Annotated in this window: 14 protein-coding genes; 8 read left to right on the forward strand and 6 right to left on the reverse strand. The window is 66.3% G+C overall.

The genetic code is table 11. The features are described 5' to 3' along the window. Nucleotide 1: 1 nt before the first annotated feature. Nucleotides 2–1054: a Leu/Phe/Val dehydrogenase gene (locus tag AC3A5N_RS08745; protein ID WP_487736935.1), complete on the reverse strand. Its 1053-nt coding sequence runs from the start codon at nt 1052–1054 to the stop codon at nt 2–4. A gap of 128 nt (nt 1055–1182) precedes the next feature. On the opposite strand from AC3A5N_RS08745, the gene AC3A5N_RS08750 reads away from it, so the two are divergent. Together AC3A5N_RS08750 and AC3A5N_RS08755 are read left to right on the forward strand one after the other, a co-directional pair. After that, nucleotides 1183–1647, forward strand: a complete 465-nt coding sequence (locus AC3A5N_RS08750; protein WP_487736936.1) for an Lrp/AsnC family transcriptional regulator — start codon at nt 1183–1185, stop codon at nt 1645–1647. Nucleotides 1648–1697: 50 nt separating this feature from the next. Beyond that, nucleotides 1698–1958 (forward strand): hypothetical protein, encoded by a 261-nt coding sequence (locus AC3A5N_RS08755; RefSeq protein WP_487736937.1) that lies wholly within the window; start codon nt 1698–1700, stop codon nt 1956–1958. Here AC3A5N_RS08755 and AC3A5N_RS08760 read toward each other — a convergent pair. Beyond that, nucleotides 1955–2614, reverse strand: a complete 660-nt coding sequence (locus tag AC3A5N_RS08760; protein ID WP_487736938.1) for a queuosine precursor transporter — start codon at nt 2612–2614, stop codon at nt 1955–1957. The two genes, AC3A5N_RS08755 and AC3A5N_RS08760, sit on opposite strands and share 4 nt — an antisense overlap. Before the next feature lie 122 nt (nt 2615–2736). On the opposite strand from AC3A5N_RS08760, the gene AC3A5N_RS08765 reads away from it, so the two are divergent. The 5 genes from AC3A5N_RS08765 to AC3A5N_RS08785 all read left to right on the forward strand — a co-directional run bounded on the left by AC3A5N_RS08765 (nt 2737) and on the right by AC3A5N_RS08785 (nt 9733). Further along, nucleotides 2737–4044, forward strand: coding sequence for a NupC/NupG family nucleoside CNT transporter (locus tag AC3A5N_RS08765; protein WP_487736939.1), 1308 nt, complete (start codon nt 2737–2739; stop codon nt 4042–4044). 9 nt (nt 4045–4053) lie between these two features. Next, nucleotides 4054–4983 (forward strand): isopenicillin N synthase family dioxygenase, encoded by a 930-nt coding sequence (locus AC3A5N_RS08770; protein WP_487736940.1) that lies wholly within the window; start codon nt 4054–4056, stop codon nt 4981–4983. A 238-nt stretch (nt 4984–5221) separates the two neighbouring features. Continuing rightward, the gene (locus tag AC3A5N_RS08775) at nt 5222–7774 is read left to right on the forward strand and encodes a TonB-dependent receptor (protein ID WP_487736941.1); all 2553 of its coding nucleotides are present in this window, start codon (nt 5222–5224) and stop codon (nt 7772–7774) included. A 139-nt stretch (nt 7775–7913) separates the two neighbouring features. Further along, nucleotides 7914–8633: a TonB family protein gene (locus AC3A5N_RS08780; protein WP_487736942.1), complete on the forward strand. Its 720-nt coding sequence runs from the start codon at nt 7914–7916 to the stop codon at nt 8631–8633. A gap of 71 nt (nt 8634–8704) precedes the next feature. Further along, nucleotides 8705–9733, forward strand: coding sequence for a mannose-1-phosphate guanylyltransferase (locus AC3A5N_RS08785; RefSeq protein ID WP_487736943.1), 1029 nt, complete (start codon nt 8705–8707; stop codon nt 9731–9733). Here AC3A5N_RS08785 and AC3A5N_RS08790 read toward each other — a convergent pair. The 3 genes from AC3A5N_RS08790 to AC3A5N_RS08800 are packed head-to-tail and all read right to left on the reverse strand — an operon-like array spanning nt 9730 to nt 11992. Further along, nucleotides 9730–10032 carry a polyhydroxyalkanoic acid system family protein gene (locus AC3A5N_RS08790; RefSeq protein ID WP_487736944.1) on the reverse strand — a complete coding sequence of 101 codons (303 nt, stop codon included), beginning with the start codon at nt 10030–10032 and terminating at the stop codon, nt 9730–9732. The two genes, AC3A5N_RS08785 and AC3A5N_RS08790, sit on opposite strands and share 4 nt — an antisense overlap. Next, entirely contained in the window at nt 10032–10772 is a 741-nt protein-coding gene (locus AC3A5N_RS08795) for a hypothetical protein (protein ID WP_487736945.1), read from the reverse strand. Before AC3A5N_RS08795 ends, AC3A5N_RS08790 begins: the two co-directional genes overlap by 1 nt. Continuing rightward, nucleotides 10772–11992 carry a toxic anion resistance protein gene (locus AC3A5N_RS08800; RefSeq protein WP_487736946.1) on the reverse strand — a complete coding sequence of 407 codons (1221 nt, stop codon included), beginning with the start codon at nt 11990–11992 and terminating at the stop codon, nt 10772–10774. Before AC3A5N_RS08800 ends, AC3A5N_RS08795 begins: the two co-directional genes overlap by 1 nt. Before the next feature lie 160 nt (nt 11993–12152). Between AC3A5N_RS08800 and AC3A5N_RS08805 the strand changes: the two genes are divergently transcribed. Next, complete coding sequence (locus AC3A5N_RS08805; protein ID WP_487736947.1) at nt 12153–13685, forward strand: TIGR00341 family protein; 1533 nt, start codon at nt 12153–12155, stop codon at nt 13683–13685. A gap of 19 nt (nt 13686–13704) precedes the next feature. On the opposite strand, the gene AC3A5N_RS08810 is transcribed toward AC3A5N_RS08805, so the two are convergent. Then, nucleotides 13705–15459, reverse strand: coding sequence for a fatty acyl-AMP ligase (locus AC3A5N_RS08810; RefSeq protein ID WP_487736948.1), 1755 nt, complete (start codon nt 15457–15459; stop codon nt 13705–13707). Nucleotides 15460–15561 lie beyond the last annotated feature (102 nt).

Consider the following 15561-nt stretch of genomic DNA (forward strand, 5'->3'; position numbering starts at 1 on the left):
CTCAGGCTGCCGCTCGCTGCGCCCGGGCGATGACTTCTTCCGCCATCTCGTCGGCAACAGCAGCGGACGAGCGGCCTTCGCGTGCGGCGCGATCGAGGATCTCGGCAACGCGCGGGGCAATGGCAGCGACACGCTGCGCCACATCGGCTTCGGTCTCGCCAAGGTACTCGGCAGACACGCTGATGATCCCGCCTGCGTTTGCGACGTAGTCCGGGACGTAGGCGATTCCCCGGTCGAGCAGCATGGCGCCGACCTCGGGGCTGGCGAGCTGGTTGTTCGCGGCGCCGCAGACCAACCGCGCCCTCAGCGTGCTGACGCTCTCGCGGGTCAGCACGCCCCCGAGCGCACACGGCGCGAATACGTCCGCCTCGACTTCGGCGATCTCGTCCACTCCGACGACCTTTGCGCCGAGCGTGGCGCGCAGCTCCTCGCGCTGCGCGGGGTTCGGATCCGCAATGACCAGGCGCGCACCGGCCTCGGCCAGATGGCGGCAGAGGTCCGCGCCGACATTGCCCGTTCCCTGCACGGCCACGGTCTGGCCTGCCAGACCGCTGCCGAGCGCAAAGGCGGCCGCGGCCTGCATCGATTCGAACACGCCGTGCGCCGTCCAGGGCGAGGGATCGCCGCCCGCGCGCCCTTCGGCAGGCGGCAAGCCCGCGACGTGGCGCGTGGCCCTTGCGACTTCCTGCATGTCGGCGACCGAAGTGCCGACATCCTCGGCCGTGACGTAACGCCCGCCGAGTTCCTCGACCGCACGGCCGAAGGCGCGGAACAGGCGCGCGCGGTCGAATTCTCCCTCCGGCCTGCGCAGGACCGCCTTGGCGCCGCCGAGCGGCAGGCCGGCGAGCGCGTTCTTGTAACTCATCCCTTCGGCCAGCCGCATCGCATCGGCCCGTGCGCGGTCCATGTCGGGGTAGCTCCAGAAGCGGCATCCGCCGGCGCCTGGTCCCAGCGCGGTCGAGTGGATGACGATCACGCCTTCGAGATCGCTCTCGGGGTCGCGCAGCGGCACACACTGCAGCGGCGGGGTCAGGCGGGCGGGGCGGGCAACCATGCAAGTCTCTCCTTCACGAGCTTGCGACGATCATCGCACCGGTCCGCCGGAGAAACTTTGTCGTTTTGGCAGCAGCGCAGTTTGTTTGAGGGATAGTTATACCCACGATAAGGCATTATACGAAACAAATGGCCGAGCTTGATCGATACGAGAAAAAGATTCTCCGCGAATTGCAGCGCGATGCGAATCAGACGACGGCGCAGATCGCCGAACGGGTGGGCCTCTCCGCCTCCCCCTGCTGGCGCCGCATCGATCGGCTCGAGCGCGAGGGCTACATCCGCAAGCGCGTAGCGATCGTCGACCGGCGCAAGGTCGGCCTCAATGCCCACGTCTTCGCCCAGGTGAAGCTCAACGCCCACGGCCGCGCCAATCTCGACGAGTTCAGCGAAACGATCCGCGGCTTTCCCGAAGTGCTCGACGCCTATGTCCTGATGGGGACGATGGATTTCATGCTGCGGGTCGTGGCGAAGGACATCGACGCCTACGAACGCTTCTTCTTCGATCAGCTCAGCAAGTTGCCCGGCGTTCAGGAGATCAATTCCACCGTCGCCCTGTCCGAGATCAAGGCCACGACCGAGCTGCCGCTGGATTGAGGTGCCGGCGGTGCATGGCCGCTGGCCGCGATCTGCGCTAGACATCCCCGATGGACCTCGACGACCTTCTCCGCCGCTATTTTGCTACCGACGACATCGATTCCGTGCCCGCGTCCGCGCTAGCTGCGGGAGTCGAGCGATGTCAGGTGGATCTCGGGCTCGAGACCGATTCCGGCAAGCGCTTTGCGCTGTGGAGCCTGCTCTACATGCTTGGCGCCGCGCCCGATCTGGACGAGGTCTTCGGAAGCCACGAAGAGCGCGAAGCGGCCCGCAACTTCATGGACCTGCTCGACGCCGCCGGAAAACCTTAGACTCGATCGAGCCGCCGCGCGATCTTCACCGCGATCGCGATCAGGAAGGGCACGAGGACAAGCGACAGCACGATCTTCGCCAATGCCTGGCCCGCGATAAGCGATCCGATCTCGCGCTCCCCGCCGAAAGCGAGAGTGATGAAGATGACCGAATCGATCGCCTGGCTGAGCGCCGAAGCGACCGCGCCGCGCACCATCAGGCCGGCGCTGCCGTTCGTATCGCCCTCTCCGCGCAGCCTGGAGAAGATCCACACGTTGAGCAGCAGCGAAACGAGATAGGCGACCGGGCCGGCCGCCATGATCCGCGGCGTCGTCGCATGGATGAGCTGGAACGCCTCCAGTCCTTCGGGCCACATGGCCGGATCGGCCGGCAGGCGCAGGACCACCAGGATCAGCACGATCGACATGGCGAGCGGCAGGAAGCCCCAGACCACCAGCCGGTTGGCTGCCGGCGCTCCGTGAACCTGCGCGGTCGCGCTCGACAGTACGACCAGGATCAGAAAGGCGAAGATGCCCGATTCCACCCCCAGCGAGGTCGGCCACAGCATGACCTGCTTGACCGCGAGGAACCCCGCCAGAACCGTCATCCCGCCATAGACCAGCGCGAAGACGAACAGCGAGCGGGGGATGGAGTTGGCAGCGGGCGCGTCGTTCATGGAAGGTCGCCTATTGTCTCGCCGGCAAAAAGGGAAGCGTGGCTAAGCGGCGCTGCCGGTTTGACTGTGGATGCCGGGCAGGCAAGAGAGCGGCTTAGGTATCTCGCCGAACAGGGCTATCCATGCATCCAATCGTCACCAGCCTGCTCGGGATCGTTGCTATCCTGGCGCTCGCCTTTCTGCTGTCGACGGGCAAGCGCCGCATCCGCCTGCGGGTGGTAGCCGCGGCCTTTGCCCTGCAGGCCCTGCTTGCATTCCTGGTTCTGCGCACGCCGTGGGGGCGGGCGGCGATCAAGGGTATGAGCGACGGGGTCGCGGCGCTCCTGTCCTACGCCGATGCGGGCACGGCGTTCCTCTTCGGGGCGGACAACCCCCTGGAGAATACCTTCGCGCTCGGCGCCCTGCCGGTGATCGTGTTCTTCGCCTCGATCGTCTCGATCCTCTACTACCTCGGCGTGATGCAGCGCGTGGTGCGCTGGGTTGGCGGTGCGATCGGCTGGGTCACCGGCATCAGCCGCGTGGAATCGCTCGGTGCCGCGGCGAATATTTTCGTTGGCCAGTCGGAAAGCCCGCTGGTGGTCCGCCCTTACCTCGCCGCCCTCTCCCCCAGCCGGCTGTTCACGCTGATGAGCGTCGGCATGGCCGGTGTCGCGGGGACGATCCTCGCGGCCTACGCCGGATTGCTCGGCAACGAATACCTGCCGTTCCTGCTTGCCGCGGCCTTCATGTCGGCGCCCGGCGGCATCCTGATGGCCAAGATCATCATGCCCGACGACGACGAACCCTCGCCCGAGGCGGAAGGCGAGATCGTGCTGCCCCGGGGGCGGATCAGCGCCGAGGGTCCCGCCGCGATCACCGAAGGCGACAAGGCCCACGAAGTCGAGGTCGCGGAGACGTTCGAGGAAGGGCACAGGCCCGCCAATATCATCGAGGCGGCCGCACAAGGCGCTCAGACGGGCGTCAAGCTGGCCGTGGCGGTCGGTGCCATGGTGCTGGCCTTCGTCGCGCTGGTGGCCCTTGCCAACGGCATCCTGGGAGCGGCCGGCGGGCTGTTCGGGCAACCGGAGCTGTCGTTCCAGATGGTGCTCGGCTGGCTGTTCGCGCCGGTCATGTTCCTGATCGGGGTACCTTGGGAAGAGGCGGGCGTCGCGGGCGGCCTGTTCGGCACCAAGATCGTGCTCAACGAATTCGTGGCCTTCATCGAGCTCGGCCAGCTCGAGGCGCTGACCGACCGTAGCCGCGCGATCATCACCTTCGCCCTCTGCGGCTTCGCCAATTTTTCCTCGATTGCGATCCAGATGGCGGTTACGGGCGGACTCGCGCCGAATCAACGCCCGGTCATCGCGAAGCTGGGCCTGCGCGCGCTGGCCGCGGGCAGTCTCGCCAACCTGATGAGCGCTGCGCTGGCGGGCCTGTTCCTACCTTATTGAGTCGCAGCCATGTCCGAGATCGCTTCCGTTTCCATCGCCCGCCCGCTGTCCGAAGTTTCGGAGGAGATCGGCCGCAGCTTCGAGGAATACGGCTTCGCGGTGATCCGCGATCACGGCATCCCGGCCGACCTGATCGCGAAGGCGGAAGACCTCTCCAGGGCGTTCTTCGCCCTGCCGGACGAGGTCAAGCGCGCCTACCACATCCCCGGCGGCGGCGGCGCGCGCGGATACACTCCGTTCGGCACCGAGAAGGCCAAGGATGCTTCGGTCCACGATCTCAAGGAATTCTGGCACGTCGGCCGCTCGCTGCCGGAAGATCATCCGCTCGCCGAATACATGGCGCCGAACGTCTGGCCGACCGAGATCGCCGACTTCCGGGAGGCCTTCGAAGCGCTCTACGCCGCATTCGAAAAGGCCGGCGCGCGCGTGCTGGAGGCGATCGCGCTCCACCTGGATCTGCCGCAGGACTGGTTTGCGAAGACGGTGGAAGATGGCAACTCGGTCATGCGCCTCCTGCACTATCCGCCGCTGACCGGTTCGGATGCCGAGGGCGCGATCCGCGCCGCCGCGCACGGCGACATCAACACGATCACCCTGCTGCTCGGCGCCGAGGAGGCCGGGCTCGAGCTGTTGACCGCGAGCGGCGAATGGAAGGCGATCGAGGTTCCGGAAGGCGCGCTGGTGGTGAATATCGGCGACATGCTCGACCGGCTGACCAACGGCAGGCTCCGCTCGACCACGCACCGTGTGGTCAATCCGCGCGGCGAGGCGGCTTATCGGTCGCGCTACTCGATGCCGTTCTTCCTCCACTTCCGACCTGATTTTACGATCGAGACGCTGGAAAGCTGCATCGACCCCGAGTCGAGGGAGGCGCCCCCTGCCCCTATATCGAGCCACGATTTCCTGATGCAGCGGCTGCGCGAGATCAATCTCGTCTGAGATCGACGCCGGTTTTCCACCGGATTGCAAGAATCTCCCGTGATGTTGCATTGCAGCAACAGCGCGAAACCCCAGCGAATCCGCGCTTTCTAGCGAATTGCCGAGGGGTTGGAGGCGTGAGGCGCGGGACTGTCACTATTTGGTAACAAAAGCGACTTCCTAGCGTCGCGGTTCGTGCCTATCGGCCCGGCATCCGTTTCCACCCCCGTAACCGAGCCTCACCGAAGGGATCGTTTTCATGAAGCTCAAGTACCTCCTGGCTGCCAGCGTCGTCAGCCTTTCCGCCGCGGCCGTGATGCCTTCCACGGCACATGCCCAGTCCACCGGCTCCGTCGACTTCGAGAACGACGAGGTCATCATCGTGACCGGCACGCGCGACTCCGACGTCGGCGGTGTCGATGTGCCCGACACTCCGAAGGCGAAGCAGGTGCTGACCGAGGAAGTGATCCGGCGTCAGCGTCCCGGCCAGACCGTGAACGACATCATCAACCTCGTTCCCGGCGTCAGCTTCCAGAACAACGACCCCTGGGGTTCGGGCGGCGGTGGCTTCACCATCCGCGGCTTCGGCGCCGATCGCGTGTCGCAGACGCTCGACGGTCTGCCGCTCAATGACTCGGGCAACTACGCGCTCTACACCAACCAGCAGATCGACCCCGAGATCCTCGAGCAGGTCAACGTCAACCTCGGCGTGACCGACGTCGACAGCCCCACGGCCTCGGCGACTGGCGGCACGGTGAACCTGCGCACGCGGGTTCCTGACGAAACGTTCGGTGTCGTTGCGACGGCAAGCTACGGCAACATTTTCGCCGAGGGCGCCGGCGACCGCCCCTACGTTCGCGCGTTCGGCATGGTCGATACCGGCGACATCACCGGCTTCGGCACGCGGGCGTTCGTGTCGGCTTCGTGGACCCGCTACGATAATCCGTTCAACAACTACGGCGAAGTCCGCAAGCAGCAGTACAACGGCCGTCTCTATCAGGAGATCGGGTCGAACGGCGACTTCATCTCCGTGGCCGGTCACTACAACGAAAACCGCAACAACTTCTTCGGCTCGTTCAACGTGCTCGATCTCAAGGAGATGGTGCAGAATGGCGAAGGCCGTGAGCGGTTCTACGACATCAATTATCCCTGCACGATTCCCGCGAGCCAGCTTGGCGGCGGCTTCGGGCAGGGAACGCCGGGCGTTGCGGACACCTGGTCCGACGGCGCGACCAGCGGTAACTGCGGCGTCGAATTCGACCGTCGCTACAACCCGTCGAACACCGGCAATATCCGCGGTTCGTCGCGCTTCACTCTGTCCGACGGCCTGACCCTGACCGTCGATCCGAGCTTCCAGTACGTCAAGGCGAATGGCGGCGGCGTGGAAGATCTTCGCGAAGGTTTCCAGACGATCGGCGGCGTACAGTACACCGGCTTCATCGGCGGCGGTTACTACTACGGCATGGACCTCAACGGTGACGGCGATCTGCTCGATCGTGTGGCCGGTATCGACCCCAGCCAGACGCGGACCGACCGTTATGGCGTCATCGCGAACCTGATCTACGACATCAACGACGATCACCGCGTCCGCCTGGCCTATACGCTCGACCATGCGCGTCACCGGCAGACAGGTCAGACGGGCTTCCTGCGGGCGAATGGTGAGCCGTTCGACGTCTTCCCGATGAACGATCCGGTTCTCACCTCGGACGGATACGCCCTGAACAAGCGTGATCGTCTGTCCTACGCCATCCTCAACCAGGTGTCGGGCGAATATAGCGGCACGTTCGGTCCGCTCGGCGTTGTAGCCGGGCTGCGGCTTCCGTTCTTCAAGCGCGAGCTGAATCAGAACTGCTTCACGACCTCGGCATCGGGCTTCGTCGACTGTCTCGGCAATCAGGACACGGCCGCTTACGAAGCGGCTAATCCGGAAAACGCCCCGCCGCAGACGCGCACCTACAAGTACGACAAGCTGCTCCCGAACATCGGCCTGACCTATGACTTCGGCAACGTCTCCTTGTTCGCCAACTATGCCAAGGGGCTGTCGGTGCCGGGCACCGATCCGCTCTACGACTCGCTCTACTTGGCAGACGTTCGCCAATCGCAGCCGGTTCCGGAAACGACCGACAGCTTCGACGTCGGTCTGCGCTACGGTCTGGGCAGCAACCTGACGGCGCAGATCGCTGGCTGGTACACGCGCTACAACAACCGGCTTGCGTCGGCCTACGATCCGGTCCTGGACGAGACACTTTACCGGAACCTCGGCCGGGTGGACAAATACGGCATCGACGGCTCGGTGGCCTGGAGCCCGACTCCGAACACGCTGCTCTATGTGTTCGGCTCGTTCAACAACTCCGAGATCAAGGACGACGTTCTGGGCGGCCAGTGTGGTCTCGATGACGATGGCCTGCCCGATCCGGCGCAGTTCGGTTGCACCGTCGCCACGGTCGGTCAAGACTACTACCTTCCCACCGCGGGGAGCCGCGAGAGCGGCTCGCCCAAGTACACCGTCGGTGCGCGTGGTCAGATCAACTTCGGTCCCGTCGAATTCGGTGCACAGGTCAAGTACACCGGCAAGCGCTTCGTCAACGACCTGAACGAGACCACGGTGCCGTCCTACACGCTGGTCGATCTCGACGTGCGCTACAATCTCGGCGAGTTCGCGCCGGGCAAGGAAGCGGCGCTCCAGCTCAACGTCACCAACCTGTTCGACGAGCTCTACGTCGGTTACTACGGCGGCTCGCTCGACAGCGTGCCCTTCGCCCAGATCGGCGCGCCGCGCGCGGCGAGCATCTCGCTCGTCGTCGGCTACTGACGAACCGATCCAGCACTATTGAAAAGGCGGCGGCGTTCCGAGAGGAGCGCCGCCGCTTTTTATGCCCGGGAGCGGCGCATAGTCGGGTATGCTTTCGCCAGGGGAACGCAGTGCGAGAGGGAGGTGTTCTATCCGCGGGATGATCGGGACCGGCTCCTTCACTTCGCGTCGCAAGCCCCGCCTCGGCACGCTGGCGCTGATCGCGCTGCTGCACGTCCTGGCGATCTACGGGCTCGCCAAGGCGTTTGCGCCGGACTTTACCGGCGCGGTCGAGCGGCAGGTGGTCGAGGCGGTCACGGTTACGATCACGGCGCCGCCCGAGGACCTGCCCGAACCCCCAGCCGAGCCTGACGCCGGCGCTTCGGGCGAGGAGGGGCGCGAGGCGGTGCCCCGCGAGCTTGCCGTGCCCGACCCGCCGATCCCCGTACCCCGCCCGGTGCCAGCCCCGCGAGCCTCGTCCACCGGCAGCGCTGATACCTCGGGCGCCAGCGAGAGCGGGGCTGGGACCGGTGCGGGCGGCGAGGGCGCTGGGACCGGAAGCGGCCAGGGGGGCAGTGGTCAGGGCGGCGGCGCGGTGACCAAGCCCGAGCATATCGCGGGCTCGATCGACGACGCGAGCGACTACCCGGTGCCCGAGGGCGGGCGTGCGGCGCGTCGCGGAACCGAAGTGATCGTGCGCGTGACCGTCGGCACCGACGGGCGGGCGTCGAACTGCACGGTCTATCGTCCGAGTACCGACCCTGAAGCGGACCGGATCACCTGCCGCCTGGTGGTCGAGCGGCTGCGTTTCCGCCCGGCGACAGATGCGCAAGGCAGCCCCGTCCCGGCGCCGTTCTACTGGCGACAACGGTGGTTCTGATCGGGACACAAGGGCACCGAGAGGGTGCTGAGCCTTGCCCTGCCGCGCCAGCTGGTGAATGACGCACAGGCATGACCGACGGCATCCATCCGGTGATCTTGTGCGGCGGGAGCGGAACGCGGCTCTGGCCGCGAAGCCGCGCCGATCGCCCCAAGCCCTTCCTGCGCCTGCTGGGCGAGCAATCGCTGTTCGAGGCAACTCTGGCCCGGTGCCACGACAGGGCGCGGTTTGCGCCGCCAATGGTGGTGACCGGGGCGCGGCATCTCGAACTTGTCGAGGCGCAGGGGCAGCCCGGCATGCGGATCGTGGTGGAGCCGGAGGGGCGCAACACCGCGCCTGCCATCGCGCTCGCGGCGGCGCTGCTGCCGGAAGAGGCGATCATGCTGGTCTGTCCGAGCGACCACTACATCGCCGATACCGGCGCCTTCCTGGCGGCGGTGGACGGCGCCGTGGCGCTCGCCGGGCGCGGCCGTCTCGTCGCCTTCGGCATCGCGCCGGATCGGCCCGAGACCGGTTACGGCTATATCCAGCGCGGCGCCCCGATCGATGGCGGGTACGACGTGGCGCGCTTCGTCGAGAAGCCGAACGAGGCGCTGGCGCGCGATTTCCTCGCCTCGGGCGAGTTCAGCTGGAACGGCGGGATCTTCGCGTTTCGGGCGGGCACCTTTCTCGAGGAGCTGGCGCAATACCGCCCTGCGATGGCGCAGGCCGCGCGCGAAGCGGTGGCGCGCGGATCGGACAGCGGGGCGCGGTTCCATCCCTCGGCCTCGGTCTTTGCCGGGATCGAGGGCGAATCGATCGATTACGCGGTGATGGAAAACACCGGCCGCGCCGCGCTCGTGCCGGTCGACATGGGCTGGTCGGACATCGGCAACTGGGTCGCGCTGCGCGAGGCACGGGAGGCCGGCGAGGGCGGCAATGTCGTGCGCGGCGAGGCCGAGCTGGTCGAATGCCGCAACGTCATGATCGACAGCGACGGACCGCGTGTCTCGTGCATCGGGCTCGATGACGTGATCGTGGTGGTCGACGGCGACGAGGTGCTGGTAATGAGCGCCCAGGGTGCACAGAAGGTCGGCAAGCTCGGCGGCGCGAGCGGCTAGTCCTTCGTCAGCAGCTTGTGCCCCTGCTGGCGCACGGCATTGGCGATCATCGGCTCGACGAAACCGAGCGCAGGCGGCAGGTCGATCTCGAACACGAGCTGGCCCTCTTCGATATCGACGCGGCCGTCGAGGTTCTGTCCCAGGGCGCTGACGCGCATGGTCATGCTGTCCTCGCTCGGCCAGGCGGTGGTCACTTCGGCCATGCCGCCTGGAATGTGGTCCGCCATCTCATGGCTGCGGCTACGCAGCCGCTCGCGCACCGTCTCGCGCGGAAGATCGTGCGGGATGGCGACGCGCATCAGCCTTCGTCCTTGGTGGCGCCTTCGCCGTAGCGATAGTCGAGGTAGCGGTGGCGCACGGCGAGATCGTCGAGCGCGCCGTCGGCGAGCTGGCGGGTGACGCTGTCGATTTCGCGGCTGATGCGGCCGAGCCCTTCTGTGAGCTGCTCGTCCGGCGTCGCGCCCGCGCGCTTCTCGCCGCGCAGGTGCGCCGGCACCTTGCGGTAGGAATCGATCATTTCCGGCAGATGCTCGCCGACGAGCTGGCGCACGTCACGCACCGCGGGGTGCGACTGGTCGACGGTCTCCAGCTGGAGGCCCAGAGCGTCGAGCTGCACGCCGAGGTCGTCGACGATCTTCGCCGCCGGCGGGGGCAGGGCGGGGCGCTGATGCTCGAGCCACAGCTCGGTGCGACCCACCATCTCGCGCGTGTCACCCTTGTTGAGCTCGGCGCGCCTGGGTACTTTCATCTTCGGGAAAGCCGAGAACACGAAGACCGCCGCGACGATCGCCAGCAGCGTCACCATGATACCGGCAAAGCCGATCCCGTCGATCACCAGGCCCGCGACCATCGCCGCGACGACGATCCCGCCCACGGCGATCAACATGCGCTTGACCTTGCCGATCAGGTGCCGCGTCTTGAGATCGGCCGACCCGCGCCCGATCGAGGCGCTTCGGTGATATCCGCCCGCGCGGTTCTCGGCGAGCGAGCGCCGCGCGCCGGCGAGGATCACGTCGCTGTCGTGCGTGCTGTCGGGCATCAGCTATCGAGCGTCAGCAACGACGGTTCGCTGGAGCCGATCTTGGACTGCGCCTGCGCCTGTCCTTCGGCGCGGGCGATATAGCCCTTCGACCTCTCGACCTCCTTGCTGAGCGTCGTGACCGTCTGCTTCATGGAATCGAGCGCGCGCAGCTTGAACGTGTCGACCTCGTCCATCGTGTCGTAGATGTTCTGGAACGCGCGCTGGAGCGTCTCCAGCGGGATTGTGCTCGATGCGGCCTGCTCGTGGATCTTGCCGGTCTGCTCGCGCAGCATGGTGCTGGTGGAATCGATGATCCCGGCGGTCGTGTCGTTGAGCGCGGTGATCTGCTGCAGCACGAGCCGCTGGTTGGTCATCGCCTCGCTGACCGTCACCGCCGTGCGCAGGGCGCTGACGGTGGTGGTGCTGGCGCGGTCGACACCCTTGACCAGCTCGACGTTGTTCTTCTTGACCAGATCGAGCGCGAGGTAACCCTGAACGCTGACCGCCATCTGCGTCAGCAGGTCCTGCGTGCGCTGGCGGACGTAGAACAGCGCGGTTTCGCGGATCGCCTTGGCCTTGGCCCGGTCGGTCGCATCGAGCTCGGCAGCTTTCTCCTCCAGCCGCTCGTCGAGCGCCTGGGAGATATGGATCATCTGCTCCAGATTGCCCATCGCCTCCCACAGCTTGGACCGTTCGACGTCGATCGCCGCGTTGTCCATCAGCAGCTCGTCCTTGCCGTTGGCGAGCTTGGAGAGGATTTCCTGAATGTGCGTCTGCGCGCTCTGGTAGCTGCGGAAGTAATCGTTCAGCTTGTTGCCGAAGGGGATGATGCCGAGCAGCTTCTTCGGGCCGGTCAGCTTGCCGCGGCGCGAGGGATCGAGCTCTTCCACCGTGCGGCGCAGCTCGGCCAGATTGGCGCCGACGCCTTCGTCCTTGTCCATCGCGCGGACCGGGCGGTCGAGGAAACGGTTCGAATGCTGCGAGGCCGCCATGATCTCCTTGCGGCCCATATTGGTGATCTGGTCGACTTTCTGGCCGAACTCGGGCGAGTTCGCGTCCTCCGCCACCAGATCGGCGATGAACGCCTCGACCTTCTGGTCCAGCTTCGACTTCTTTTCCTCGCTCACGGGCACGAGCCCCGCGGCTTTCTCCGCTGTGACCTGCGGTACCGGATCGGGCGGGGTCAGCTCCAGATCCAGATCGGTTTCGGTCGCCGTGGCGGTTTGATTGGTGGCCATACCTGCTTCTTCGCTCCTCACCGGGCGCGGCCCGGCTCCTGCATACTGTGTTAAGCGCATAACACACAAAATTCAACGGGGGCGCTCACCGTCCTCGACGGAATGTCGGCTTTTTTCGGCGCAAGGCAAGCGCTAAAGCCCGGCGATGGACAGTGGTTCGATGAGTGGGAAAGCCGTCGCAAACGGCGATACGAGCGCCGCGGGACGGCCTCAGTGGTCGTTCCTGCGCGTGGTGGTGAGCTTCCGCCGATGGTGGCGCGAGGCGGTGGTCGACACCGTCGAGCAGGGAGAGGTGATCGCCAAGCGGCGGGAGGAGTGCGCGCTTTCCTCGCGCTATCTGTTCATGACGGCAATGTCGGCCGGCATCGCGGTTCTCGGCTTGCTTCTCTCCTCCCCTGCAGTGGTGATAGGCGCGATGCTGCTGTCGCCGCTGATGGATCCGATCATGGGACTCGGGTTTGCCCTGGCGATCGGCGATTACCGCTGGATGCGTCAGTCGGCGAATTCGCTCGCCTGGGGCACGTTGATGGCGATCGGGCTCTGCGCCTTCATCGTATTCCTTTCGCCGTTGCAGGACATCACGAGCGAGATCGCCTCGCGCACTCGGCCCAATCTGTTCGATCTTCTGGTGGCCTTGTTCTCCGCCATGGCGGGCGCCTACGCCATGATCCGCGGCCGTGAGGGGACGATCGTCGGCGTGGCGATCGCCACCGCCCTCATGCCGCCGCTGGCCGTAATCGGGTTCGGACTCGCGACGTTGAACTGGACGGTCTTTACCGGTGCCCTGCTGCTTTACGTGACCAACTTCGTCATGATCGCGCTCACGGTCTGGGCAATGGCGCGTCTCTACGGGTTCAGCACGACCTTATCGGAGAGGCAGACCCGCTGGCAGAATTTCGTGCTCGCCGCGGTGTTCATTGCCCTTGCGGTGCCGCTCGGCTTCTCCCTGCGCCAGATCGCCTGGGAAGCGAGCGCTGCCCGGCAGGTACGAAGCGAGCTTGCGGCGAACTTCGGCACTTCCTCGCGCCTCTCGCAGCCGGAGATCGAGTTCGACGGCGAACCGGTGGGGGTGTCCGCCTTCGTGTGGACAACGCGACTGGAACCCGATGCGGAAGTCCGCTCGGAGGAAAATCTCGCGCGTCTTCTCGGCACGAGGGTCGACGTGCAACTCAAGCAGTTCCTCGTTCGCGATGAAGAAAGCGCGGAGGAGGCCCAGCTTGCCTCTGCCAAGCTGGCCGAGGAGGAAGCGGCCCGCAACCGGCTCGAGGAACTTACGGCGCGGCTGGCGCTGGCGGCAGGAGTCGAGGAGAACGACATTCTCGTCGATCGCCAGCGTCGCCGGGCGCTGGTGCGCGCGGAGGTCCTGCCCGGCGCCACACTCGAAACCTATGCCGCGCTCGAGCGCCGGATCACCGCGACCGAGCCCGAATGGCGGGTCGAGCTGATTCCGCCCGTTGCAACGCTCCCGTCGGTGGCGTTCGACGGTGAGGCCCCCGACGACGCGGCGCGCGAAGCGATCGTACTCGCCGCCTGGGCGGCACAGCGGCTGGGCCGGAGCCTGACGGTCTCCGGGCCCGAGGTACAGGCCGAAACCGTTCGCTCGCTCCTGGTCGGAAACGGCGCGCAGGCCATCCTGAGCGACGTCCGCACCGGAGAGGTGCGGGTCGCGTGGGCTCAGGACGAGGGCGGCTAGGCTTGTCGGGGAAGCGGGGTCAGGCGGCTTCCATCAGGGGCAGCGGCTGGATCTCGCCGGCGAGGTAGAGCCGCTTGGCCTTGGCGCGGCTGAGCTTGCCCGAACTGGTGCGGGGCAGGGTGCGCGGGGGGACCAGCTCGACGACGCAGTTCATGCCGGTGATCGAACGGACCTTGTCGCGGATCTGCTCGTGCAGGCGCACGCGCTCCTCAGGGTCGGACACGCGGCAATGGACCAGCACTGCCGGCGCTTCCTCGCCGTTCTCGGTCTCGACCGAGAACGCGGCGATATCGCCGTGGTTGAAGCCCGGCAACTGCTCCACCGCCCACTCGATGTCCTGTGGCCAGTGGTTCTTGCCGTTGATGATGATCATGTCCTTCGCGCGGCCGACGATGAACAGGTAGCCGCCCGCCATGTAGCCCATGTCGCCCGTATCGAGCCAGACGTCCCCGTTTTCTTTGGCGACGAGGCAGTCGTTGGTCGCCTCCTCGTTGCGGAAGTAGGAATGCATGACGCTCTTGCCGCGGCACCAGACTTTGCCGATCTTGTGATCGCCCTTGGCCTCGCCGTTCTCCCCACGGATCTCGACCTCCATGCCCGGGAGCGGCTTGCCGCAGTTCACGATGGCGCGGTAGCGGGCAGGGCGGGAGAAATCGGCCCGCGTGCCCGACAGGCGCTCCTCCTCCACCAGTTCGACGCGGATGCCTTCGCCCGGCGGCATGACGGTGACCGCGAGCGTCGCTTCGGCAAGGCCGTAGCTTGGGGTGAAGGCGCTGGCGCGGAAGCCCGCGTCGGCGAAGGCGTTGACGAAGCTCTGCATCACGTCGGGCCGGATCATGTCCGCTCCGTTGCCCGCGGTGCGCCAGCGCGAGAGGTCGAAGCGCTCGGACACGCTGCTCTGGCTCGAGATGCGCCGGGCGCAGATGTCGTAGCCGAAGGTCGGCGAGTAGGAGAGCGTGTTGCCCTTGTTGCGGCTGATCAGGTCGAGCCAGGCGAGCGGGCGGCGCGCGAAATGCTCGGTCTTGAGGTAATCGACCGAGGCCTGGTTCGCGATCGGCGAGAGGAAGCAGCCGACCAGCCCCATGTCGTGATACCACGGCAGCCAGCTCACCACGCGGTCGTTCTCGCCCAGATCGACCATCGTGGCATGGCCGTAGAGGTTGTGCAGCAGCGCCTCGTGCGTGACCGCCACGCCGGTCGGGAAACGGGTCGAGCCGGAGGAGTACTGCAGATAGCAGATGTCGTCCGGCTGCGCTTCGGGCAGTTCGCATTCGGGCGCCTCACGCTCCGCGAAGCTTGCCCAATCGGTCCCTTCGCAGCCCTGCCGGTCGGCGGCGGCCTGCGCCATTTCGGCGATTTCGGGCGGATAGATGAGGATCTTCGGGTCAGAGCTTTCGAGCTGCACTGCGAGCTGCTCGATATAGCTCTCCTTGCCGCCGAAGCTGGTCGGCAGGGGCAGGGGCACCGGCCATGCGCCGGCATAGACGCAGGCGCAGAACAGGGCGGCGAAGTCCGGCCCGGTCTCGGCGACGAGGGCCACGCGGTCTTCCTTGCCGATCCCGGCCGCGACCAGCCGCCGCGCCATCGCCAGCGCGTCTTCGCGCATTTCGCCGTAGGAATAGGCACGCTCCAGCGTGCCGCGCATATCGTGGAAATTGAGGCCCTTCTCGCTACGGGCGGCGTAGTCGACCGCCTCGTTGAAGGTGGCGAAATCCGACCTGCGACGCGGTAAGGCGCAGTCGTTCGGGGTCGGAATCAGGTTGAAATCGGTCATGTCTGGAGGCGGTACCCGTCATTAGCGCGCAATATAGCGCTTTCATTGTCCCCTACCGGCGCCCTTATCCCTTCCTCGCCGTCGTTTCAAACTTTCCCATTT

Source organism: Pelagerythrobacter sp. Soil_C_18, assembly GCF_057657235.1.

What these genes read in the sequence shown, in the direction of transcription:
- AC3A5N_RS08800 (WP_487736946.1), bottom strand. Translation starts at nt 11,992, where the DNA reads ATGGCCACCAATCAAACCGCCACGGCGACCGAAACCGATCTGGATCTG.
- AC3A5N_RS08745 (WP_487736935.1), bottom strand. Translation starts at nt 1,054, where the DNA reads ATGGTTGCCCGCCCCGCCCGCCTGACCCCGCCGCTGCAGTGTGTGCCG.
- AC3A5N_RS08785 (WP_487736943.1), top strand. Translation starts at nt 8,705, where the DNA reads ATGACCGACGGCATCCATCCGGTGATCTTGTGCGGCGGGAGCGGAACG.
- AC3A5N_RS08765 (WP_487736939.1), top strand. Translation starts at nt 2,737, where the DNA reads ATGCATCCAATCGTCACCAGCCTGCTCGGGATCGTTGCTATCCTGGCG.
- AC3A5N_RS08755 (WP_487736937.1), top strand. Translation starts at nt 1,698, where the DNA reads ATGGACCTCGACGACCTTCTCCGCCGCTATTTTGCTACCGACGACATC.
- AC3A5N_RS08775 (WP_487736941.1), top strand. Translation starts at nt 5,222, where the DNA reads ATGAAGCTCAAGTACCTCCTGGCTGCCAGCGTCGTCAGCCTTTCCGCC.
- AC3A5N_RS08795 (WP_487736945.1), bottom strand. Translation starts at nt 10,772, where the DNA reads ATGCCCGACAGCACGCACGACAGCGACGTGATCCTCGCCGGCGCGCGG.
- AC3A5N_RS08760 (WP_487736938.1), bottom strand. Translation starts at nt 2,614, where the DNA reads ATGAACGACGCGCCCGCTGCCAACTCCATCCCCCGCTCGCTGTTCGTC.
- AC3A5N_RS08750 (WP_487736936.1), top strand. Translation starts at nt 1,183, where the DNA reads ATGGCCGAGCTTGATCGATACGAGAAAAAGATTCTCCGCGAATTGCAG.
- AC3A5N_RS08780 (WP_487736942.1), top strand. Translation starts at nt 7,914, where the DNA reads ATGATCGGGACCGGCTCCTTCACTTCGCGTCGCAAGCCCCGCCTCGGC.
- AC3A5N_RS08790 (WP_487736944.1), bottom strand. Translation starts at nt 10,032, where the DNA reads ATGCGCGTCGCCATCCCGCACGATCTTCCGCGCGAGACGGTGCGCGAG.
- AC3A5N_RS08770 (WP_487736940.1), top strand. Translation starts at nt 4,054, where the DNA reads ATGTCCGAGATCGCTTCCGTTTCCATCGCCCGCCCGCTGTCCGAAGTT.
- AC3A5N_RS08810 (WP_487736948.1), bottom strand. Translation starts at nt 15,459, where the DNA reads ATGACCGATTTCAACCTGATTCCGACCCCGAACGACTGCGCCTTACCG.
- AC3A5N_RS08805 (WP_487736947.1), top strand. Translation starts at nt 12,153, where the DNA reads ATGAGTGGGAAAGCCGTCGCAAACGGCGATACGAGCGCCGCGGGACGG.